The organism is Halorubrum saccharovorum DSM 1137 (genome assembly GCF_000337915.1).
GTDB classification, from domain to species: Archaea; Halobacteriota; Halobacteria; order Halobacteriales; family Haloferacaceae; genus Halorubrum; species Halorubrum saccharovorum.
The window spans coordinates 86,235-108,475 of the sequence record NZ_AOJE01000043.1 but is presented as its reverse complement, the minus strand read 5'-3'; the positions used below and the strand labels follow the sequence as shown (position 1 = coordinate 108,475).

Sequence of the window (22,241 nt, the reverse complement as noted above, 5' to 3'; positions counted from 1 at the left end):
TCACCCTCCGCGATGGCGGCCTGACCCGCGTGCTCCCACGGGCCCTGCTCGGTGAGGTACTTCCGGGCGGCGTCGCGGTTCGACTGCCCGTACGAGTAGTCCATGTAGATGTGGAACAGCGAGCGGTCCTCGCCGAGGACCGAGGGCGCGGCTTCGCCCATCGCCATGCCGATGATCTCCGCGTGGAACGTCGGGTGGAAGTAGTACCGCGAGCAGTTCTCCCCGGAGATCCCTGAGGAGGTGGAGTTACCGCCCATGAACGGGACTTTCTCCCGTTGGGCGACGTTCTGCATGGCCATCGTCACGGTACTGGACATGCCGCCGGTCCAGAACTGGATGTTGTCCTGCTGGATCATCCGCTCGATGTTGTCCTGCGCGGTGTCGGCGCTGCCGGCCGTGTCGGCCTTCGTGGGCTCGACCTCGTGACCCATGATGCCGTCGCCGCTCAGGCGGTCCCAGTAGTCGACGAGCCCGCCACCGTTGTTGAGATGCTCGATCGCGAGGTCATAGCCCTTCTCCTGGTCCTGCCCGTCCGGACCCAACGCGCCGGAAGTCGGCCCGTTGAACCCGATCGCCACGGTGTCACCCTCGGGCGGGAAGTTCCCGATGGCTTCGTAATCGCTGCCGTCGCTTCCGTCGCTNGTCGGCCCGTTGAACCCGATCGCCACGGTGTCACCCTCGGGCGGGAAGTTCCCGATGGCTTCGTAATCGCTGCCGTCGCTTCCGTCGCTCCCGTCGCTTCCGTCGCTTCCGTCACTGCCGTCGCTTCCGTCTCCACCGTCTCCACCGTCACCGCCCGCACAGCCGGCGATACCGGCCGCGATGCCGGTCGCGCCGATCGCTTTCAAATACTGTCGCCTCGAGCTGTCGGTTTGCGTTTGCTNCCGCCCGCACAGCCGGCGATACCGGCCGCGATGCCGGTCGCGCCGATCGCTTTCAAATACTGTCGCCTCGAGCTGTCGGTTTGCGTTTGCTTTTTTGTCATGGTTTATCGCAACGGTCGTAGAGATATGATGAGATGAAGTAATTAAATCTTTGGATAGTTGCACTCACACATCCGGCCTCGACTAGGTCGGGTCTCCGGGCGGGTCGGAGGAGCCTGCAAGACACTTTTCGCGAGCGCGATCGTGAGATCGACGTGTTCGCGGAATGCACCGAACAGCGCCGCATCGGCCTCCGGATCGTGAAACCAGGGGCCCGGAGAGACTTGCCCGGTCCGTCGTCCGACCTCGGCACCGTCAAGACCTACGTGACCGGGGCAAGAAACTCTTCGACGAGGCGGAGTTCGACAGACAGGAAACCCGTCGGTTCATGTCGACGACCGAGCGGAACGAGTTCGGGGGTGGCCGAGAATATATAAATGTTTTTGCCATACATTTATTTCCGAACGGGGATATCTGGCGATTATGGATGTAGGAGTCCTTACAGTGGCACTGGGTGAAGAGCCGTTAGATCAGACGCTGGAATACCTCTCCGAAATCGGAGTCGGTGCGGTTGAGTTCGGCTGCGGCGGGTTCGTCGGTGATAGTCACCTCGCGCGCGAAGAGTACCTCGACGACGAAGCGGCACAGCAAGAGCTGCTCGAGCTGGTCGCCGAACACGACCTAGAGATTAGCGCGCTGTCGACGCACAACAACCCGCTGCATCCGGACGACGACCGCGCCGACCGAGCGGTAACGGAGATCCAAGAGGCAGTCCGCCTCGCCGACCAGTTGGGGGTGGAAAACGTCAACACCTTCTCCGGGCTCCCGGGAGGCGGGCCGAACGACGAGGTCCCGAACTGGGTTACGGCGCCGTGGCCGCCGGAACACGCCGAGGCGCTCGACTACCAGTGGGAGGAGGTCGCCGTGCCGACGTGGACCGCTCTGGCGGAGCACGCCGACGACCACGGGGTGAACATCTGTATCGAGATGCACCCGAACATGCTCGTGTACGAGCCCACCGGGTTGATGCGGCTCCGAGAGGCGACGAACGAGCGGATCGGCGCCAACTTCGATCCCTCGCACCTCTACTGGCAGGGGATCGACGTGACCGAGGCGATCCGCTTCCTGGGCGAGCGCGACGCGATTCACCACTTCCACGCGAAGGACACGAAGGTGTACGACGCGAACGCGCGCGTGAAGGGAGTTCTCGACACCGAGCCGTACACCGCTGAGGCCGACCGCTCGTGGCTGTTCCGCTCGATCGGCTACGGCCACGGCGAGTCCCACTGGAAGGACATCGTCTCGACGCTCCGGATGGTCGGCTACGAGGGCGCGCTGTCGATCGAGCACGAGGACTCGCTCACGTCGAGCCGCGAAGGACTGGAGCGGGCCGTCGATGTGCTCCAGCGAGCGGTCTTCGAGACGCAGCCGGGAGACGCCTACTGGGCCTGAAACCATGACAGTCACTGTCGGGATGCTCGGCTACCGGTTCATGGGAAAGGCTCACTCGAACGCGTTCGCCCGGCTTCCCATGTTCTTCCCGGAGGCACCGGAGATCGAGCGAGACATCCTCGTCGGCCGCGACGAAGAGGCGCTCGCAGACGCCGCTGACCGGCTCGGATTCTCTCGGACGACGACCGATTGGCAGGAAGCCATCGACGCGGTCGACGTCTTCTACAATGTGGGACCGAATCACGTTCACGCCGAGCCGGCTATCGCCGCGCTCGAGGCAGGCGTCCCCGTTCTCTGTGAGAAACCGCTCGCAGCGACGACCGACGATGCCGAACGGATGGCGGCGGCGGCCGACGATGCAGACGTCCCCACCGCGATCGCGTTTAACTATCGGTACGTGCCGGCTATCAGGTACGCGAAGGAACTCATCGACGACGGGGTCCTCGGCGAGATCCACCACGTCCGGGCGACCTATCTCCAAGATTGGCTCGTCGATCCGCAGGCGCCGTGGTCGTGGCGGAACAGCGAGGAACTGGCCGGTAGCGGTGCACTCGGTGACCTAGGTGCGCACTCGATCGACCTCGCGCAGTTCCTGCTCGGTGACCGGATCGAACGCGTCAGCGGCCACCTCCACACTTTCGTCGACGAGCGGCCGGTGCCAGGCGAGGGCGGCGGTGGTCTCGACGCAGAGAGCCAGGAGAGCGTCGAGACCCGCGAGGTCACCGTCGACGACGCTTACTCCGCTCAAGCGGTCTTCGAAGGAGGCGCGATGGGAACCTTCGAGGCGTCCCGCTTCGCCAACGGGCGAAAGAACGCCCACACGATCGAAGTGAACGGCTCGGAGGGGAGCCTGAGATTCGACCTCGAACGGCTCAACGAACTGGAGGTGCTCCGCGGAGACGACCGCGGCTTCGAGACGGTTCTCGTGACCGATCCCGACGATCCCTACATCGACCACTGGTGGCCGCCGGGCCATACCATCGGCTGGGAACACACGTTCGTTCACGAGGACTACGAATTCCTCACGGCCGTCGCCGAGGGGTCCGAGTACCACCCGAATTTCCAGGACGGCCTGGCCGTTCAGCGCGTCCTCGACGCCATTAGCCGGAGCGATGAGACGGATCGCTGGACCGAGATCTGAATCGAGAATCACGGAGCCACCGGTACATTTTTCCCGCTTTCGCGTACCCGTGGGTGCGCGATACTTTCAGCTCCCGACGAGAAAGTTCCCTGGCGCGAACCGGAGGCTGTGCTCCGATTCGCTCAGGGGCGTCGACGACGGCGGCCCACGGCCCCTCGACGGCGTACCCCTGCCGGTGACACCAACGACTTCTTCACGAGACGAGGCTGTTCGATGTTGCTCTCCGAGTATACAGCTGAATGACATCGTACCCCGCAGCATCACCGACGTTCGCGATCATAATCTCAGCGAAGATCATCCTGCGGGTGGCAGTTCGGTCGCTGACAGCGGAAGGTTACCGTGACGACTGTAGAGTGTTTCCGATAATAGAACAGCTATTCCGACAGGATGTCGGTGTGTCGGTGATAGAATGTGTTGAACGTCTAATTTTGTACCAAAGATTCTCCGAATAGGTTCTTATGTCACGTGTTGAGACATATATTCTGTAATAGAGAACAGAGAGATCGGAGAGTAAGAGCGTTCGATCAGTTAGGTAAATAGAGCGATCTCGATGTTTCAAAGCCGTAAGGGCGGGGAGAAAACGTTAGACTGGAAATGAGACAGATCTTGGTCACGTCCTCGATCACAGCGACGACACCGGAACCGAAGCGATACAGGGGTACACGTGGTAGCGATACGCATTCTGGGCGCGTTCTGTCCGCTTGCTTGTCGAGTAGCCGTGTCGATGTGCCACGCGATCGTGAATATGAAATTACATCGATTGTCATAGCGTCACTATCGTTCTGATATTACGAACAGATGTTGATTACAAAATTACAAGTGTAATGGAGAGGAGATCTGCGAACGAATTGATGAAGCGTCGGTGAGGGAGTCTCAATGATTGTTACCCGGCCTTGGTCGGTCGTTTTACCTTAGAGAATGAGGCGGACGAGTTCACAGAGCCGATACTGAATTCGACCGGTTCAGCGGAGGTATCGAATGGATCGACTTGTCGTTTGTGGGGCAAGAGCGAACGCCGCGATAGATGGCTGAAGGAAATATTCGATATCGCTTGGAATCATGTCACTTTTCGATATAAGTATATATCTCGAAAGATATGGAATTGATATGGATCTCGTTGCTATTCACGACTGGTTCATAAAGTAGATCGACAGCCGAACTCGACTGCCTCCGCGGACCAACTCGCGGCTGACGAAAAGTTGTTCCACCGTCACGATCGGTAGTTCTAGCAATACAGCGCGGTTGATCCGTACGCGGACGAAATCCAGTACGTAAGTCCCGTTCGACGGCAAGGAAACAGATGGCGCGATCGTTTCTGATCGAACTACACGGGCGCTATCAGCTCAATGACGTGGGCTTTCTCGTCGATAGCGCAGACCACCTCGGACCAGATCTTGTCGAAGCAGGCTATCGATTTCAAGATATGCAACACGAGGACTGGCATGGTATCGAACATATCTTTTTCAAAATAGGATACAGAACATTATGTTTCTCGAATAATTCGGATGATGTCGACATACAGACAGTTAAAGGCTGGCTCGAAAACACCCGACGTTAACCGCGATTCACGCCGAAGGTAACGCCGCCGAAGTCTGTGGAAGGGCTTACTCCCTGTTTATCAAGAATGACGGGGATATGATAGGAACACGCAGCGCTGGAAGTCGCGATTTTCGACACCTCTCATTTCTAGTGGTTTCCAGTGTAGTCTGGTGGTTTCCAGTGTAGCGACAGAGACAGCCGACGGGGCTTCTATTGATTGCGGACACACCCGGGGGGTGAGTAACGACCACGAGCGATCCGATCGTTGCTAGTTCAGTGTCTGCTGCTCGTTCAGCCACCTCTTCGCAAGTTCGTTGAAATCAACCGATTCGAATCGCGAAACAGCCTCAAGTACCTCGATGGCTGTCGACGGCTCGACGCGGAGTTCAAACGTGTAGGCCTCGCCGCCGACGGAGCCTGAGGCAGATTTGCGCGCGCGAATGATACTCAACATGTCAAGCTCGATGAGGTGGTCACGCATCCGGCGTTGGGCCAAGCGATCGGCGTCAATATGGTCTGAGAGAGATGTATAGACATCATAGACGTCACGGGTCCGAATCCCGGAATGACCGCCAAGTTCGAGAATCGTCACCGCTGCCAGCGCGAGGTGTCCCTGGGTGGTGAGCTGTTCCATCCCCTCGATGATGAGTTCTCGCTCAGCTTCGCCCTGAGCGGCTCGGACGTGCTCTTCTCCGACGTGTGCATCACCCTCGGACTCAGCAATCGCAGCGGCTTTTCGGAGGTACTTGATCGCCTGGCGGGCACTCCCTTTGTCCTGGGCGGCGTACGCGGCACAGAGGGGAATCACGTCGTCAGACAGGATTTCTGAATCGATACGAAGGAGCGTACAATCGGTCCGATCGGCGTCTATTTGGTCGAAAGCTTTGGCAAGCGAGCCATCGTCGTCGTCCAGATCGATGTTGATCTCGAACTCCTCGCCCTCTGGAGTTTCATACACGAGCGATGTGTCACGGAAGGCCTTGCTCGCACGGCGGGAGAGAATATCGCGGAGTTCGTCCGCATCGTACGGCGCAAAGAAAATAGAGTCATCGTAGAGACTGTCTTTCGCGGCAGGATCGAGGTTATCACGCCACTGGAGGTCGTTGCTGATGCCGATAATTGACGGATAGACATCGTCGTTGACGTAGTCCTTATCGCGTGCACGAGGGAGGGAGTAGAGGATCTTGTCGTCCGTACCGAGATTATCAATCTCGTCAAGGACGATGATAACGGTCCCACCGACCTCGTTCATCGCGTCCCAGAGGTGGTCAAGGACCTTCTGCATCGGATGGCCGTTAGGGTTCACCCCACCGAGTTCCTCACAGAGTCCACACGCGAGCGTGTAGCTCGAGGAAATTCCTTCACAGGAAAAGAACACGGTTGTCAGATCGAGATCCTGAGCGTCAGCGAACGCCTCCAGCTCGGCCAGCTCTGCCTTCGCGGCCGCCGTCTTCCCCTGTCCAGCCTTGCCAGAGAGGAACGTGTTCTCGGCGCCGGCACCGCGGGCCGCGGGCTTCAACGAGCGTCGAAGCTTCAAGATCTCGTCTTCCCTCTCCGGCAACGTGGTTGGGGTGTGTCCCTCTTTGAGATAATCCTCGCCGCCGACCGCAAAGATCTCGGAGGTCGTTGAGTACGGAGACGAGTCCATTGTGTACATTTGGTGTATCCAACCCACATAAACCCCCGTGTCCGTAATGTCCGACTTGTCCGAATAACCCCCCATCTCGTCCGGGATTACAATCATTTCAGTGACACACACCAGGTTCGCGTTTGGAGAGGAACTTCACCCTACCTTCCACCCCCGCCCCCGGGGTTGTCCGCAATTCAACAACACGAAGTGGGGCGGGAACTCGCTCACGTTGGTGTTGGCTGGTGGACTGCGTTTGGTCCAGCAACGAAAGGAAGGCAAACACCCTACCCCCGCCCCCGGGGTTGTCCGCAATTCGAGTGTAGGAATGTATAGTGACTAGATCGACAGAGCAGCAACAGTATTTAAATAACTATATTCTGCGATCGGATCTGTCGTTTTAGGCCTTCTATCTACTATATATATCTTATAATAGAAAGAGTTATAATATACGTTACCGGAAGAAAATGGAATTTGTCACGCTGATCGGCAGTCCTCCCGAAAGTCGGCTTTGTTGACCCGACTATGCCGGCCCCCCTGTTTTTCCGGATAATTGCGGACAACCCCGGGGGCGGGGGTACTACCAGATAACACCAATCGAGAATCATCGATCGAGAATCATCGAGTCGCGTTACGTTAGAGGGTGAGGCGCTCGACTTCAGAGTGTCTATGGCCGAAACCGAGCGCCGCAGCAGACGTGTCGCGTGGATCGACTTGTCGTTTGTGGAGCGAGATTGAACACCGCGATGGGCGATTGAAGTAGGGATCCGCTGTTACTTGTTCGGTATGTCTCAACGAGAAGTGAGTGATTTCTCGACGATTACGGGATTGATCAGAGACGTCGCTATTCACAGCTGGCTTCATAAAGCCGACTACAGCCCATCTCGACCGTCTCCGAGGATCAATCCGCGGTTGACGAAAAGATGATCCGCCTTCACGGTCAGCAGTTCTGGCTGCACGGCGCGATTGAACCGTATACGAACGAAATACGTCATCGCTCCCGTGAAATTGCGGACATCCCCGGGGGTGGGTACTGTCCAAATACGGTACTGTCCAAATAATGTTCTATTTCGCAATGGCGGCCGACCATGACTACTGTACCTTTCTCACGCCCGCCCGTCGATCGTTTCTCAACCGTTGAGAGCGGCCCTCGTCGATAGCATGGGATTGTTCAGTACCGGTTGTCTCGGCTCGTTGCCGCCGACGATCTCGACATCACCCGTCAGGTGCCGCCGGCAAGATACGGGTGGCGAGATACGGGTTGGAACTCACTCGGACACGCCAGCGGCTATAATAATCAAATTCCAATACTATATATTTTTCTTATATATCTGGTGTTCGTAGGGCTCGATGTACCGTCTACACTGAGTTCACCAGGCCGATCCGAAGCCAGAAACGAGTCGGTGTCTGAGTCACGTTTCGGTTGGTAAAACGGACTCTGTTCGACGATGAATGGTTGTACGCAGCCGTCGTTGCCGTTTCGACCGACGTTGCCGTTTCGACCGACGTTGCCGTTTCGACCGAATTCCTACACGGCACGCGTGAGCCGACGAGAACGAGCGATCACTGACGAACGAGCGCGATCACTGACGAACGAGCGCGATCACTGACCCGTATCTCGCGGAGTTCGGTGACAAACACGACGTGGCTGGCGCGATCGTTACCGTTGATGGCGCGATTCCACGTCACCGAGCCTGTCGCAAACACGATTTCGAGCTCAGAGGCGCACGACATATCCTAGAAATATATTATATGAACCCAATACTACCGCCAATGTATCAGTTTCAATGCATACTCCCAAAACATACGATTCCTTACTAGCTCAACAACGTTGAAACAGAAACTAGTCCAACAACGTCGAAACGGAAGCTGCTAACGAGTGGCTGCGATCGCTCGCTTTCACCTGCAAGCAGATTCTCCGATCACCGAAGCGGTTCAAGCATCGGCTCGTCGAACGTCGTCGGCTCACCGGTGCGGTCGAAACAGCCGTATTCGGTGACGCCATCGATGTTCGTCGTGTCACCGCTCGAAAACTCCTGTGCGACGCGGACCACGTCTCGATCGACGGCGACCACCTCGCAATCGACGCGGAGCTCCGATTCGAAAGGTACCGGTGCCGTGAACTCCCAATGCCAGCTACGGGGCTTGTACGGCCACTTCTCGCCGCTCGTCTCCCCAACGCTCAGCCCGTGCTCTGCAACGAACGCTTCGAGAGCGGTCCCCGCAAATCGCGGATATTCCTCGAAGTACGCCAGTTCTGCACCCTCGACGTACGGGCTCCGGATCGGGACGGTCGTCCCGTATGACGGGAGCGGTTCTGGCTGGGGGACCGCGGTCGGATCCGTGTCTCCGCCGTCTCTCACGCGTTCGGACATCGGTTCCGGACCGGGGTCGACATCGTCGTCGACGCGGGCGGCGGCGTACGCATCTCGCGCTGTCTCGGGGAGTGGTAGTGCCCCGCCGTCGGGCCCGATCGTCACGTGTGTCGCACGCAACGTCGCGATCGGATCGCCGTCGCCGTCGGTCATCTCGTACTTGAGGTCGAGGCTCGATTCCCCGACTGCGACCGGGTCGACGTCGACGTTCACCACATCGCCGATCGCGGGGTAGCGGTGGACGCTCGCGTCGACGACGACGGGAGCGTACGGGATTCCGTCGTCTTCGAGGATCGCCGAGAAGGGGTAGTCGAACGCCGCCGCCAGCTCTTGGGTCGATATCAGCTGCCAGTCGAAGATCGCCGCCTCGTGAGCGAGCGGGCCGGCGAACTCGCCGAAGTGGACGCGCTTATTACTGATAGCTCGCATAGCGCGTTCTACTCGACCGGCAATAAGAATGTACAGGAAACGGCAAACGAGTCCAGACCGCGGCTCGTACCTCACCGCCCGGTGCCCGGAGCCGAATCGGCCGCCGCAGTGTCAACATCGGGGTCACGCCGCTCCACGAGTTCGTGGTTCTCGAGGGTGAGGACTTCGGTTCCGTCCCGCTTTTTCGCGACGATCCGCTCGTGAACGACCCCCACTGACGGATCGCTCTCTGAGGGACGTGTCCCGAGCACCGTCGTCTCGACGGTGATCGTGTCGCCCGGTCTAACGGGGGCGTGCCACCGGACGTCGTCGATCCCGACCCCCGCGACGACCGCTCGCTTACTCCGGACCGCATCGACTAACAGCCGTACGGACAGCGATAACGTGTGGTAGCCGCTGGCAATGATCCCGTCGTAGCGGCTCTCGGCCGCCGCCTCGGGGTCGGTGTGGATCGGAAGCGGGTCGAACTGCTCGCCGAACTCGACGATATCGTCGGCTGTGACCTCCGTCTCGCCGCATCGGATCGTTCCTTCCTCGATGTCTTCGAGGTATCGGGTCTCCTCGCCTAAATCGGTCATCGGCTCGAGCGACGGCTCCTGACCACATGAGTGTGGCCCTTCTCCTCCGGGGACGCCTCACCGTTCGCGGCGCGCTTCCGCGCTCGCTCCCTCGAATGTTGGTAAGGGTTTTATTGAACACCGTCCAGTATCCCTCGGCAAGGATGGCAGGAAAGTACGTCACGTCCGAAAACAACTTGCCCGACGATCCGGAGGGGGAGGAGATCCGGCTGCAGGTGAGCGACGAAGAGACGAAGGAAATCTTCGATATCAAGGCGAGAGTCGACAGGGATCCGGAGAACCTCGCAGACCCCGAGCGGCTCACCGTCGTCAAGGGTCCTCACGAGAACATCGAGGAGGAGTGGTATCTCGACGTGATCGAGACCGACGACGGCAAGCAGGTCGACAGCGCCCTGCTGGAGGCGACGATGGAGGACGTCAACGACCAGTCGACGGTGATCAACACCCGATCGGAGGAGGTGAAGACACTGCTGCAGTACCTCACCGAACGCGGCGAGTTCGAGTCGGTGTCGGAGGCCAGCCGGACGATCATGCTGGAGTACCTCTCCGACGCCTACCCGGATCTGGTCAGCGAGTACATCGACCTCAAGGTGGAGTCGGAGCGAAGCGAACTGGCGAGCGAGCTCCGCGAGGGCGAATGACCGCCGACAGCCTCCGAGAGTATCTCGGGGCCCTCGAGTCCTGCGGCGACCTCCACCGGATCGACGAGCCCGTCTCGTGGAACTTGGAGGCCAGCGCCGTGACGCTGCTGTTGAACGAGGCCGACGGCGATGTGCCGCTGTTCGAGGACGTCGACACGGCCCGACTCGTCGGCGACCCGTATCGCGGCTCTCAGCGCCGGCCGTGGGACCGGATTGCGCTCGGGCTCGGACTCCCGCGGGACCTCTCGTACGAGGAGTACTACGAGTCCGTGATCGACCGGCTGAAGGACCCGATCGAGCCGCGGATCGTCTCGCACGACGACGCCCCGTGCAAACGGCGGATACAGACGGGCGAGGACGTGGACCTCCTCGATTACCCGTGGCCGTATATCCACGCCGGCGACGGTGGTCGGTACTCGAACCTCCACACCCTGATCGCCCCCGACCCGGACTCCGAGTGGGTCGACTGGTCGTACCACCGGTCGATGATCCACGACAGCGAGACGTCGAGCGTCCTGCTTTTGGCGGGCGAGCAGACGCCGAACCTCTACTACTACAAGTACGAGCGACGCGACGAGCCGATGCCCGTCGCGATCGCCGTCGGCGTCGAACCGGCCGTACAGTACACGTCCGTGATGTGGATTCCGACGGGGCGGAACGAGGCGGAGTACGCCGGCGGGCTGAAGCGGGAACCCGTCGACCTCGTCCCCTGTGAGACGAACGAACTCATGGTTCCGGCGAGCGCCGAACTCGTGATCGAGGGGGAGATACTGCCGAACGAGCGCCGGGACGAGGGACCGTTCGGCGACTACTTCGGCTACATGCACGGCCCCCGGCGGTCGATGCCGCTGTTCCGGGTGACGGGGATAACCAGCCGCGAGGACCCGATCATCCCGTTCTGCGTCGAGGGGACTGGCGTCGGCGAGACGGAGAACGCGACGAGTTCGATGGAGGTCGGCTGCGTCGGCCCGGACGCGACGCTGGGACTCCGCACCGCCGGCTTCGACGTCCAGTGTATCGCGCCGTGGAAGTCGACGCCGCGGACGGTGTACGTCATCTCGACAGAAACGACGGACCCGAGTTACCTCCACGACATGGCGAACTTCATCTTCACGACGTGGGGGATGTTACACGTCGACTTCTTCGTGTTCGTCGACGCCGACGTCGACCCGCTCGACCAACGCGCGGTGATCGAGGCGCTCGCGCTGCACGCCGACCCCGACGCGGACTTCCACCAGTTCGGCGTCGAGACGATGCCGAAGGTGCCGCTGAACATCTACCAGACGCCGACGGAGAAGGGAGATATCCAGACCGGCACCTCGAAGGCGAAGACCGCGAAGGCGTACATCGACGCCACGAGCGCCGGCGACGCGGACCCCGACGATCGGTTCCGAGACGACTCCGCCGACATCGACCGTCGGTACAGAGCGCGGCGCATCCTCGAACGAGCCGGCGTGGAGACGGGAGATCTCCCGTTCGCCGAGACGGAGGCGGACCGATGACCGCGCTCCGGGACCACCTCGACTGGCTCCGAGAGACCGACACCACCGTCGACGTGACCGAACCGGTCCACTGGGACGGGACGGTCGAGGCGGTGGCGGCGGAGGCGACTCGACACGGCTGCCCGGTCGTCCGGTTCACCGAGACCTCCGGGATCGCTCGGCTGGTGAGCGGCGTCTACGGCGGTCCCGACCAGTTCTTCTCGGACGACCGGGATCCGTGGGATCGGATCGCCGGCGCGCTCGGTCACCCGCCTGACGGCTCGTACGTCGATCTGATCGATCGGCTCGCGCGCTGGGAGCCCGCTTCGATCGACGAGCGTCCGGACGCGGAACCGGACGCGACCCGCTGCGACGGAGCGGACCTGTACGACCTCGGGCTACCGACGACGCGCGAGGGGGTTCCGCTCGTCTCGCTCGGCGTGATCGCGGCCGAGGTCGACGGCGAGACGACGTGGGCGCCGATCGCCGGACGGGGGCGACGAAGCACCGAGCTTCGGCTCTCGGTCCCGCGGCCGTTCGCCGAGTGGTGTCCGCCGCGGACCGACGTGAGCGTCCTCCTCGGGGTGTCGGCACCGGTGCTGATCGCCGCGTTGCAGGCGTGGACGCAGGGCCAGCCGACGCCGGACGCGCCGGCGCTCGCCGCCGGGCTGAGCGACCTCCAGTTGGCGACTATCGACGGGCGGACCGTCCCGGCCGAGGCCGAAGTACGCGTCGACGGCCGACTGTCCGGTATCGACCCGAAAGACGCCGGCCGGACCGCGGCGTGGGAGATCGGACAGGAGACGACAACGGTCGCGGTCGAGACGACCGGAATCGCGACGCGAGAGCAGCCGACGATACCGTTCGCGCCGTTCGACAGGCCCTTGGCCGACGACGTCCACCTGGCGTGTCTGGTCGAGGCCGCGAAGCTGTTCCGTCGGGTGAAAAACTACTGGGGCGTCTCCCCCGTTCGGTGGATACAGATCCCCGTCGAAGGGCGTCTCGGACTCTGTATCGTCTCGAGCGAGATCCTGTACGCCGGCTTCGAGTGGCAGCTCGCGAACACGCTGTTTTCGTTCTCGGACCTCTTCGATAAGGTGCTCGTCGTCGACGAGCAGGCGGACCCGACCGACCTCGCTCGGGCGTTGGACGACATGTGGGTGAAAGCGCACCCCGCGAACGACTGGGTGTTCAGCGAGTCGCACGCCTCCAGCGCCGCCGCGCCGGAATACCGCGACGAGGACGCCGGCTCTCGGCTCTACATCAACGCCACGTGGGACCCGCGCTGGGACGAGGAGTACATCGCGCCCCGGGTGACGATGGAGACTGCCTTCTCCGAGAGCGTCCTGGCGTCGCTGGCCGACCGCTGGGACGAACTCGGGCTCGATGAGGCGGTCCGTCCCGACCGGCTCGACGGCGATGACTGATCCGCTCCGACTTCCCGTGGGCGAGGGGACGCCGGAAGGAGTGAACAGCGCGTACCTCCTGCCGGCCGAGCGTGCCGTCGTCGATCCCGGCCCGCCGACGGACGCGGCGTGGCGCGACCTCCGCGAGGGGATCGAGGCCGCCGACTACCGGCTCGACGACCTCGAACGAGTGTTTGTTACTCACTGGCACGTCGACCACGCGGGCCTCGCCTGCCGACTCGCCGACCGCGCGGACGCGACGGTACACCTCCACCGGCGCGACGCCCCGCTCGTCGGCGAGTACGCGAGCGCCCGGAAGCGACGCGTGCGGCGCGACCGCGAGACGCTCGAACGCTGGGGCGTCCCGGAGCCGGTCCGAGACGAGGTCGCCGACGGCGACGCGCCGTCGCCGATCCCGGACACGTACCCGGTTCGTCGGCACGGCGACGGCGACCGCGTCGGCGGGGTCGAGTTCGTTCACACGCCGGGCCACACCGCCGGCCACGCCTCGCTCCGCACGGAGACGGACCTCCTTCTCGGCGATCTCCTGTTGCCGACGTACACGCCCAACGTGGGCGGCAGCGACACCCGACTCTCCGATCCGCTGGGAACGTATCTCGACTCGCTGCGCCGGCTCGAGTCCGACGGGCTGACGGCCCATCCGGGACACGGGACGTCGATCGATGTCCCGGCCGAGATCGCCGCCGTGCGGCGCCACCACCGCGAGCGGGCGGCCGCCACGTTCGAGGCGGTCGCCGCCGCCGAGGAGCCGCCGACCCCGTGGGAGGTGGCGACGGCGCTGTTCGGCGAGCTGTCGGACATCCACGCGAAGTTCGGCGCCGGCGAGGCCGCGGCCCACCTCCGGCGACTCGCCGCCGTCGCCGTCGTCGAACCGCTCGACCGCTCGCCGGTCCGGTTTCGGGCGACGGTCGACGCGTATCCGACGGAGCGGCGGCTCACGCCGACGGCGACGGAACGGCCGAAAGGGAGTGAGGACTGACGACCGAGGTATCGGCGACAGCGAGAAAGGGACTGACGACAGCGGGAGAGGGACAGACTGACGACGGGTCCGGCCTTACTCGCCGGGCTCCTTGTCGCCGAGTTCGACGCCGAGGAAGTCGGGCTCGCGGTCTTCGAGGAACGCCGTGACGCCTTCCTCGGCGACGTCGGAGCCGAGCAGGCGATTCTGGAGCTCCCGCTCGTGGACGAGCGCGTCCTGAAGCGGCATCTCCAGCCCCTCGTTGACGGCCAGCTTGTTGTTGCCGACCGCGACGCTCGGCTTCTCGACGATCTGCTCGGCGAACTCGAAGGCGGCGTCCTCGATCTCCTCCGGCGCGAAGATCTTGTCGAAGATCCCCTTCTCGGTCGCCTCTTCCGGCGTGAACGTCTCGCCGGTGAGCATCATCTCGAGCGCCTCGGACCGATCGATATAGCGCGGCAGCAGCTGCGTGCCGGCCTCGCCGGCGATGAGTCCGAGGCTGATCTCCGGCATCCCGATGTTGTAGTCCTCGTCGTTGCCGACGTACCGGAAGTCACACGCGAGCGCGAGTTCGAGGCCCCCGCCCATGCAGTGGCCGTTGACCATCGCGATGAAGATGGTGTCCGTCGACCGGATCTTCATCATGACCTCCTTGCTGGTCTGGCTCGCGTAGCCGACCTGGCGGCCTGACTCCTCCGCGAGCTCCTGAATGTCGAAGCCCGTCGAGAAGAACGTGTCGTTGGCGCTGCCGAAAAGCACCGCGCGGACGTTCTCGTCGAAGCGGATCGATTCGACGGCGCGCTGGAGTTCGAGCAGGACGTCGATGTCGTGCGCGTTCGCCGGCGGCCGGTCGAGGCGAAGCACGCCCACGTGGTTATCTACTTCGGTCGTGAAATACTCGAGTTCTAGCTCGTCGAACGGTCGAAGCGACATACATGATACCGATCACGCCAACCCTACATAAATATTCCCCAAACGCCCCAAATTGGACAGTAGAGGCGCTGAGCATAGCGGACGCTGAACGGGGTCGCTCGGATTCCCCCCGATGTCGGCGTGTTTCCCTATCGGCCGGTGTCCGGATTCGCGCCGTCGTACTTGATCCGCTCGAACACGGTGTGACAGCCGTTGCAGTAGTACTGCGTTTTCGAGATCTCGCTCCCGAAGGCGGATTCCTGCTCCGTGTCCGTCGACTCACAGAACGGACAGGTCACGACGGGGTCGGTCTGTTGGTTCGTCATCGCTATCAGTTCATCGCGAACAGCTCGTTCTGTTTGCCGCTGATCTGCGTGACGTCAGCCTCTGCGATCGCGCCGGCGTCGGCGCGCCGTCGCGTCTCGTCCCACTCCCCGATCGGCGGCGCGTCCCAGTCGACGGCCTCCAGGGAGACGTCGGTATCGGCGAACAGCTCTCGGTAGTGCTCGGCGAACGCCTCGCGAAGCTCGGCGGCGGGTCGGTCGGTGAACCCGGCGTCGTACAGCGGGTCCGCGGACTCGTCGTGCGCGGCCGGGCCGATGAGCGCGAGCGCCTGCGGAAGCGTCTCCTCGAGCGTGGCCTGGATCGTCTCGGGGTCCTCGTCGGCGAGCGTCTCCAAGCGGGCGTCGTGGTACTCGAGGTGGAAGTACTCGTCTTCGCCGATCTTGGTGATCAGCCCGTCGAGGTCGTCGCGGTCGATCGCGTCCAGCATGTACCAGGCGGCGCGGTCGGTGGGAGCGATCGAGGCGAGGTATTCCGCCCAGTTCCCGTCGATCCGGTCGAGTGACGCCGCGTTGGCGAACTCCTCGGGCTCTCTGTCACCGTTGAGCCAGTCGGGGTCGCGACCCTGTCCTTCCAACTCGCGCACGAGCTGGCGAACGTGGCCGATCTCCTCTTGAGCGGCGCTGGCGCCGCCGATGTCGTCCTCGAGCGAGGGACCGGCGAGGCTCCACTGGGCGTACCGCTGGCCGAGGAGGATCTTCGTGTCGGTGATCGCCTGCACGTAGTCGACCGCCGGCTCGGGCCAGTCGCTCATTACGCGCTCACCTCCACGGTCGGCTTGGCCTCGCCCTCGACGTCGAGGAGGTGGTCCTCCCTGACGACGGCGAGTCGATCCCAGTCCTCCTCGTTGAAGGTATTTCGGGCGTACACTTTCGCGAGGCGGTCCGACTGGGCGGTGACGTTTCCGATGTGGATGGTGTCGTCGCCTTGGTTGACTCGTGCGAATACTTCGTATTTCATGTTAGAGGCTGATTCCGGATTCGTTCATTTTGCTTCTGACTTCGGGAGTGAGCATGTCCTTCGACCAGACGGGGTCCCAGACGACCTCGACGTCGACTTCGTCGACGCCGTCGAGCACGGTGAGGCAGCTCTCGACGTCGTTGTGGATCATGTCGTAGGCCGGGCACCCCATACAGGGGAACGACATCTCGACCGTGACGTGGCCGTCGGCTTCGTCGACGTCGTAGATCATCGCCATCTCGACGAGACTGACCGGGATGTGCGGGTCGGGGATCTCGTCGAGGACGTCCCACAGCTGCTGTTCGAACGCTGAAGCGTCGGCCCGTCGCTCCGCCACGAACTCGCCGCTCAGTGATGTCGTCGCCGCGCCGTCGGGGTCTGAGGATGCGCTCGACATGTTACACTTGGACGTTGACCGTGCCGGACTGGATCATGTTGACGTACTTTTCGTTGGCCGGGCCGCGAGAGCGCCATCGGTCGATGACGTCCGACCAGGAGATCGGCTCGTCGAAGCGCCACTCCTTGTTGTCGGGATCGAACGCGACCGGCATGTCGTACTCGAGCACGTACTTCTCCCGCTCCTCGTCGTAGTGGGCCGGCACGTCCAGGTCCAGTTCGTCCATCAGCGGCATCGCCCGGGAGAGCCAGTCCTGCCGCAGTTCGTCGTTGGACTTGCCCTTGATCCGGTACTCGAGCTGGTCGTCGTGCTTCTTTTTGTCGTCGGGCATGCCGAACCACTCGACGCCCATCGGGAACATCCAGTCGATCGCCTCCTGGAGCTGCCGGCGCGTCTTCTCGCTGTTGTTGGCGAGCCGGCGCATCCACGTCTCGCCGTGCCGGAGGTGGAACTGCTCTTCCTTGCTCACCTTCGTGAGCGCGCGCTTCCACGGCGCGTACGAGGTGTTCTCGTGAATGTCGCTGAGCAGCACGATCCCCGCGCGGTCGAACATCCCGTGGGCGGACACCAGCTCGGCGAAGTTGTCGATGTGCTGGTCGAACCCGTACGTGTTCCGGAACTCGTGGGGCTCGCGTTCGTAGATGAGCTCGTGTCGGTCCTCACCCAGGTCCTCCAGCAGCCGGTAGGCGATGTGACCGTGGCCCAACTCGTCCTGGATGACGCTGACACAGGAGGCGCGGGCGTCCATCGACGGCGCGTTGAGCGACTGGTCGTAGTACGCCGGCGCGCTCATCAGCTCGGTGTCCCCCGAAACGGTCAGGATCTGCTTGAGCGCCTTCTTGTAGCCGTCGGTCATCTCTTCGGTCGATTCGATCATCCGTCCGTTCTGCAACTCCTCCTTGAATCGTTTCTCTGTTGGCATAGCGCTGATCTCATCAATGCGTTTAGACTGCAAGGTTATAACTGTTTGCTGTATACGGTTCTTGTATCGGGCGATATCGGCCGATCGGGTGATCCGAATGGAATCTGCGGGGAAGCCGGAACGTGCGGTCCGAGAAGTCCGGACGCTCTCAGCGTCCGACAGGCCGGCGCTATCGCGTCTGCGTGAACGCCGTAGACGGCAACTTCCCGATCCGGACGGTCCGTAGGCGAGACGACCCCGTTGACCAGTGCATTTTTTGAGGGTCCGGTTTAGATGGGGACACATGACGTACGAGATACGAGAGGCAACGATGGACGACGGCGGAGAACTGTTGGACCTGTGGCACGGATTCACGAGCCACCTCTCGAAGCACGACGATCGCTACGAGCACAAGGAGGACGCCGACGATCGGTGGCTCAAGTACTTCGAGAACCAGCTCGTCGATTCCAAGTACGGGAACGTCATCGTCGCCGAACACGAGGAGACGGGTGACCTCGTCGGGGTCCTCGAGGCGCGTATCACGGGGAATCATCCGATCTTCCGGCTGCAGGACCACGGGTACATCAACGGTCACTTCGTCAGCGAGGACCACCGCGGGAACGGGCTCGGGGCGGCGTTGCTCGACGAGGTCCACGAGTGGTTCGCGCAGTCTCCGAAGGACGTCGACTTCTACCGTGTCGACGTCATCCACGGCGACGAGCGGTCCGAGGGGTTCTACGAGGCGAACGGGTTCGATCCGGTTGAGCACGTCTTCGAGCGGTCGATCGACCAGGAGTAGCGAGCGATGGTCGAAACCTACTCCGTGGAGTTCGTCGACGAGGGGCGGACGATAGAGATACCCGAGAACAAGCCGATACTCGAAGCGGCCGAGGAAGCGGGGCTCAGACCCCCGTACCAGTGCCGAATGGGCGTCTGCGGCGTGTGTAGCGCGATGATCGTCGAAGAGGGCGAAGTCGATCAGACGGAGGGGATGTTCCTCTCGGACAGCGAGAAGGACGAGGGGTACGCCCTCACCTGTATCGCGAAGCCTCGGTCGGATCTCCGGATCCGAACCGACGAGAGCCCCTGACTCGGCATCGCTCCCAGTTTCGTTACCCATTTCCGCAGGAGCGCAGACCGTTCTGACCCGCTTTCGAACCCTTTCGTTTGGCCCTTTTCGTTCTGAACCGTTCGTCCTGTGTACCGAAGACGCCTCGTCGATGGTGGCGTCTCCCGGCGGCCCCTCCGTTCCCGTTGTGACTTCGGCCCGCGATCGACGGCTCGTCTGACCCGGCCGAGGGCGTCGGCACCCAGTTGCCTCGTCTCGAAGCGCTCCGACATTTCTGTATACGTATTGTGTATACGACGGGAACCCGGATCGCCGCCGGAAAATTACAACCATATGAATGTAATTCTCAGGCGCTCAGATTTCTCGCTCGTCGAGGCGCGATCGAAATCGGCGCGTCGGGCTCGTAACGCGAGATGCCCCTCGTCGTTCGGCTCGCTCCTAGAGAGCGATCGGCTCGCCGAGACTGCCGTATACGTATACTGTATATGTATACGCTAGTGTCCACGGGTCACCCTCCCCGGCGCGACGCGCCGCGTGCGGGCATCAATTACCCCCCGATATCGCGATCGAACTGCTCCGTCGAACGACGCTCATCATTGTCGTCGATCGGGAGATCGCGCCCAGAGGGGGGGCTCTGCAACCGATTCGCCGGGACGTGTCGGGAGAAGACGGGCGCGACACCGCGCGAGCACGGCGAACGACGAAATGTGGTGGGGAGAGAAACGACGATGTGGAAGGGAGAACGACGAATGTGGGGGAACGACGATGTGGAAGCCGATGGACCACGAGCGGTTATGGCTCCGACGAGACCACGTCGAAACGGGAGTTACGCGTGTTCCTGCTCGCGCAGTTCGGTGCGGCGAATCTTCCCCGTGTCCGTCCGCGGAAGGGATTCGCAGAACTCGACTGAGCGGGGATACTTGTACGGCGCGAGGGTGTTTTTCACGTGATTCTGGATCTCCCCGATCAGTTCGTCTTCGTCCGTCTCGTCCTCGGCGCGAACGACGAACGCTTTGACGATCTCGCCGCGCTGCTCGTCGGGACTGCCGACGACGGCGACTTCCGAGACCGAATCGTGCTCCTCGATGACGGCCTCGACCTCCGGCCCCGGGATGTTGTATCCGCTGGAGATGATGAGGTCGTCGCTACGGGACTTGTACTCGAAGCGCCCGTCCTCGCGCTGTACGAAGATGTCTCCGGGAATCGACCAGCCGTCCTGGGTGACTTCCTCCTGTTTGTCCGGCCGGTTCCAGTACTCCATGCCGGTCGGGCCGCGCACGGCGAGCAGCCCGGACTCCCCGCGCTCGAGGTCCTCGCCCGTGTCCGGGTCGATGATCTTGCACTCGTACCCCGGAACCGGGAACCCGGTTGCACTGGGGTCTATCTCACCGTCGTGGCGATGGCTGATGAAGATGTGGAGCATCTCCGTCGTCCCGATCCCGTCGAGGAGGTCGATCCCGTACGCGGATTTGAAATTCTCGTACGTCGTCGGCGTCAGGGGCTCGCCGGCGCTGAGTCCGAGCCGCAGCGACGAAACGTCGTACTCTTCGGGGCCGTCCGGGTACTGTTCGAGGATCTGGTTGAACCCGGTCGGGATCGACGCGAGGATCGTGATCCCGTGGGCCTCGACCGCGTCCAACAGGTCGCCGGGGCTGGCGTCCTCGACGAGGCTCACGCTGGCGCCGAATCGCAACGGGAAGGTGACGAGGTCGCCGTATCCGTACGCGAACGGAAGCGGCGGATTACCGCCGAAGACGTCGTCTTCGGTCGGCTCCAAACAGTAGCGCGCGTATCCGTCGGCGGTCGCCAGGATGTTCTGGTGGGTGTGGATCGCGCCCTTCGGCCGCCCGGTCGTCCCGCTCGTGTACAGCATCAGCGCGAGGTCGTCGCGCTCCGTGTCGTGCGCCTCCAGCTCGGGGTCGGCAGCGTCGACGAGGTCGTCGTAACTGTGGTGATCGTGATCGACGCCGTTGCGCCCCGCGACGATCACGTTCTCGACCGTGTCGAGGTTCGGCAGCGCGTTATCCACCTCCTCGAGGAGCCCGTCGTAGACGATGACCGCCGCCGCCTCGGCGTTGTTGATGATGTACTCGAGCTCCTTCGCCCGAAGCAGCTTCATCGACGGGAGCGCGACGCCACCGATCTTCTGGATCGCCAGACACGAGACGATCGCCTCCGGCCGGTTAGGGAACCGAGCGACGACCCGGTCGCCCGGCTCGACGCCGAGGTCTTTGAGGGCGTTTCCGAGTCGATTCACCTGTTCCTGGAGTTCCGAGTACGTGATCTCCCGGTCCTCGAAGTAGATTGCGACGTTATCCCCGCGGCCCTCCCGAACGTGTCTGTCGACCAGCTCGTCGACGACGTTGATCCGCTTGGGGTAGTGCTGTTCGGGCAGCGTGTGGATGGTGTCGGGCGCCTCCGAGTCGCTCGGCAGGTACTCTTCCGTGACAGCCTCTTGCATGTACGGATCATCGATCATGTGGTTTCATTATATACCTAACGGTTCGCTCAGTCACGGACGCCGCTCTGCCGGGCCGGGCCGTCACTCCGAGTTCCACGCGACGGACGATCGCGGCTTCCGCGCCACTCACTGCTAGGAAGAATCCCCAGCGGGCGTCTGAGGGTGCTTTCGGTGTGTGGCCCGCTACGAGAGGAGCTTTCGAACGGCGGTCGAGAGCACGTCCACGCCGATCGAGAGGCTCTCTTCATCGATGTCGAACGTCGGCGTGTGGTGGCCGCTCGGATTGCTGCCGCCGATACCGACGTACGTCGCCGTGCCGCCGTTCTCCGTCACGGCCCGCATCAGGTACGTGGCGTCCTCGCTGGCGGCCAGCGCGTCGCGCCGGATCAGCGACAGCGAGTCCGATCGGTCGGTGACGACCTCGCTCACGGGGTCCACGAGCTCCTCGTCGCAGTCCTGCCGGATCGACTCTCCGGTGCGAGTGATCTCGGTGTCGCACCCGTGCATCTCCCCCGCCGCTTCGACGCGGCGGTGCACCGCGTCGCGCATGTCCTCCATTAGCTCGGTCGACCCGCCGCGGACCTCGATCGACGCGGTCACGCGGTCGGTGATGATGTTCGCGGCGTTG

The 22,241-nt window shown here is 62.5% G+C and carries 21 protein-coding genes and 1 pseudogene; 9 read left to right on the top strand and 13 right to left on the bottom strand.

The genetic code is table 11. From position 1 onward, the window contains the following. Both C471_RS09100 and C471_RS16345 read right to left on the bottom strand, forming a co-directional pair. A partial coding sequence (locus tag C471_RS09100; RefSeq protein ID WP_152421854.1) for a substrate-binding domain-containing protein occupies nucleotides 1-896 on the bottom strand: 896 nt, incomplete at its 3' end. Then, nucleotides 845-985, bottom strand: a complete 141-nt coding sequence (locus C471_RS16345) for a twin-arginine translocation signal domain-containing protein (RefSeq protein ID WP_080505560.1) — start codon at nucleotides 983-985, stop codon at nucleotides 845-847. The genes C471_RS09100 and C471_RS16345, both read right to left, overlap by 52 nt. A 421-nt stretch (nucleotides 986-1,406) precedes the next feature. Between C471_RS16345 and C471_RS09095 the strand changes: the two genes are divergently transcribed. Both C471_RS09095 and C471_RS09090 read left to right on the top strand, forming a co-directional pair. Beyond that, entirely contained in the window at nucleotides 1,407-2,375 is a 969-nt protein-coding gene (locus C471_RS09095) for a sugar phosphate isomerase/epimerase family protein (RefSeq protein WP_004048457.1), read from the top strand. A gap of 4 nt (nucleotides 2,376-2,379) precedes the next feature. Next, nucleotides 2,380-3,516 (top strand): Gfo/Idh/MocA family protein, encoded by a 1,137-nt coding sequence (locus C471_RS09090; protein ID WP_049909179.1) that lies wholly within the window; start codon nucleotides 2,380-2,382, stop codon nucleotides 3,514-3,516. A 1,807-nt stretch (nucleotides 3,517-5,323) separates the two neighbouring features. Here the strand turns inward: C471_RS09090 and C471_RS09085 are convergent. Next, nucleotides 5,324-6,703: a Cdc6/Cdc18 family protein gene (locus C471_RS09085; RefSeq protein ID WP_049909186.1), complete on the bottom strand. Its 1,380-nt coding sequence runs from the start codon at nucleotides 6,701-6,703 to the stop codon at nucleotides 5,324-5,326. A 648-nt stretch (nucleotides 6,704-7,351) separates the two neighbouring features. Between C471_RS09085 and C471_RS18460 the strand changes: the two are divergent. Then, nucleotides 7,352-7,683, top strand: a pseudogene (locus C471_RS18460) (IS6 family transposase); the annotation flags it as partial. Between the two features lie 921 nt (nucleotides 7,684-8,604). Here C471_RS18460 and C471_RS09080 read toward each other — a convergent pair. Beyond that, nucleotides 8,605-9,486: a thioesterase family protein gene (locus C471_RS09080; protein WP_004048453.1), complete on the bottom strand. Its 882-nt coding sequence runs from the start codon at nucleotides 9,484-9,486 to the stop codon at nucleotides 8,605-8,607. 71 nt (nucleotides 9,487-9,557) lie between these two features. Further along, entirely contained in the window at nucleotides 9,558-10,064 is a 507-nt protein-coding gene (locus C471_RS09075; RefSeq protein ID WP_004048452.1) for a MaoC/PaaZ C-terminal domain-containing protein, read from the bottom strand. A 143-nt stretch (nucleotides 10,065-10,207) separates the two neighbouring features. Here C471_RS09075 and C471_RS09070 point away from each other — a divergent pair, with 143 nt between their 5' ends. The 4 genes from C471_RS09070 to C471_RS09055 are packed head-to-tail and all read left to right on the top strand — an operon-like array spanning nucleotide 10,208 to nucleotide 14,592. After that, nucleotides 10,208-10,705 carry a hypothetical protein gene (locus tag C471_RS09070; protein WP_004048447.1) on the top strand — a complete coding sequence of 166 codons (498 nt, stop codon included), beginning with the start codon at nucleotides 10,208-10,210 and terminating at the stop codon, nucleotides 10,703-10,705. After that, nucleotides 10,702-12,207, top strand: a complete 1,506-nt coding sequence (locus tag C471_RS09065) for a UbiD family decarboxylase (RefSeq protein ID WP_004048445.1) — start codon at nucleotides 10,702-10,704, stop codon at nucleotides 12,205-12,207. Before C471_RS09070 ends, C471_RS09065 begins: the two co-directional genes overlap by 4 nt. Then, on the top strand, nucleotides 12,204-13,613 hold the full coding sequence (locus tag C471_RS09060) for a UbiD family decarboxylase domain-containing protein (protein WP_004048442.1): 1,410 nt from the start codon (nucleotides 12,204-12,206) through the stop codon (nucleotides 13,611-13,613). The genes C471_RS09065 and C471_RS09060 overlap by 4 nt, the downstream gene beginning before the upstream one ends. Further along, a complete protein-coding gene (locus C471_RS09055) occupies nucleotides 13,606-14,592 on the top strand; it encodes an MBL fold metallo-hydrolase (RefSeq protein WP_049909185.1) in 987 nt (328 codons plus the stop codon). The genes C471_RS09060 and C471_RS09055 overlap by 8 nt, the downstream gene beginning before the upstream one ends. A gap of 75 nt (nucleotides 14,593-14,667) precedes the next feature. Here C471_RS09055 and C471_RS09050 read toward each other — a convergent pair whose 3' ends face one another. From C471_RS09050 to C471_RS09030, 6 genes are all read right to left on the bottom strand, one after another. After that, on the bottom strand, nucleotides 14,668-15,504 hold the full coding sequence (locus C471_RS09050; RefSeq protein ID WP_004048438.1) for an enoyl-CoA hydratase/isomerase family protein: 837 nt from the start codon (nucleotides 15,502-15,504) through the stop codon (nucleotides 14,668-14,670). A gap of 128 nt (nucleotides 15,505-15,632) precedes the next feature. Beyond that, complete coding sequence (locus C471_RS17660) at nucleotides 15,633-15,809, bottom strand: PaaD-like zinc ribbon domain-containing protein (RefSeq protein WP_004048436.1); 177 nt, start codon at nucleotides 15,807-15,809, stop codon at nucleotides 15,633-15,635. Between the two features lie 5 nt (nucleotides 15,810-15,814). Next, nucleotides 15,815-16,579, bottom strand: a complete 765-nt coding sequence (locus C471_RS09045) for a Phenylacetic acid catabolic protein (protein WP_004048434.1) — start codon at nucleotides 16,577-16,579, stop codon at nucleotides 15,815-15,817. Next, nucleotides 16,579-16,785, bottom strand: coding sequence for a hypothetical protein (locus C471_RS09040; protein WP_004048432.1), 207 nt, complete (start codon nucleotides 16,783-16,785; stop codon nucleotides 16,579-16,581). The genes C471_RS09045 and C471_RS09040 overlap by 1 nt, the downstream gene beginning before the upstream one ends. Nucleotide 16,786: 1 nt before the next feature. Then, nucleotides 16,787-17,182, bottom strand: coding sequence for a metal-sulfur cluster assembly factor (locus C471_RS09035; RefSeq protein WP_004048429.1), 396 nt, complete (start codon nucleotides 17,180-17,182; stop codon nucleotides 16,787-16,789). 1 nt (nucleotide 17,183) lies between these two features. Beyond that, complete coding sequence (locus tag C471_RS09030; RefSeq protein WP_049909177.1) at nucleotides 17,184-18,104, bottom strand: Phenylacetic acid catabolic protein; 921 nt, start codon at nucleotides 18,102-18,104, stop codon at nucleotides 17,184-17,186. Between the two features lie 283 nt (nucleotides 18,105-18,387). Here C471_RS09030 and C471_RS09025 point away from each other — a divergent pair, with 283 nt between their 5' ends. Together C471_RS09025 and C471_RS09020 are read left to right on the top strand one after the other, a co-directional pair. Further along, complete coding sequence (locus tag C471_RS09025) at nucleotides 18,388-18,882, top strand: GNAT family N-acetyltransferase (RefSeq protein ID WP_004048426.1); 495 nt, start codon at nucleotides 18,388-18,390, stop codon at nucleotides 18,880-18,882. A gap of 6 nt (nucleotides 18,883-18,888) precedes the next feature. Beyond that, nucleotides 18,889-19,173 (top strand): 2Fe-2S iron-sulfur cluster-binding protein, encoded by a 285-nt coding sequence (locus C471_RS09020; RefSeq protein WP_004048423.1) that lies wholly within the window; start codon nucleotides 18,889-18,891, stop codon nucleotides 19,171-19,173. Nucleotides 19,174-19,978: 805 nt separating this feature from the next. Here the strand turns inward: C471_RS09020 and C471_RS09015 are convergent. Both C471_RS09015 and C471_RS09010 read right to left on the bottom strand, forming a co-directional pair. Then, nucleotides 19,979-21,613: an acyl-CoA synthetase gene (locus C471_RS09015; RefSeq protein WP_049909184.1), complete on the bottom strand. Its 1,635-nt coding sequence runs from the start codon at nucleotides 21,611-21,613 to the stop codon at nucleotides 19,979-19,981. Nucleotides 21,614-21,796: 183 nt separating this feature from the next. Continuing rightward, on the bottom strand, nucleotides 21,797-22,213 hold the full coding sequence (locus tag C471_RS09010) for a hypothetical protein (protein ID WP_004048419.1): 417 nt from the start codon (nucleotides 22,211-22,213) through the stop codon (nucleotides 21,797-21,799). Nucleotides 22,214-22,241: the final 28 nt, after the last annotated feature.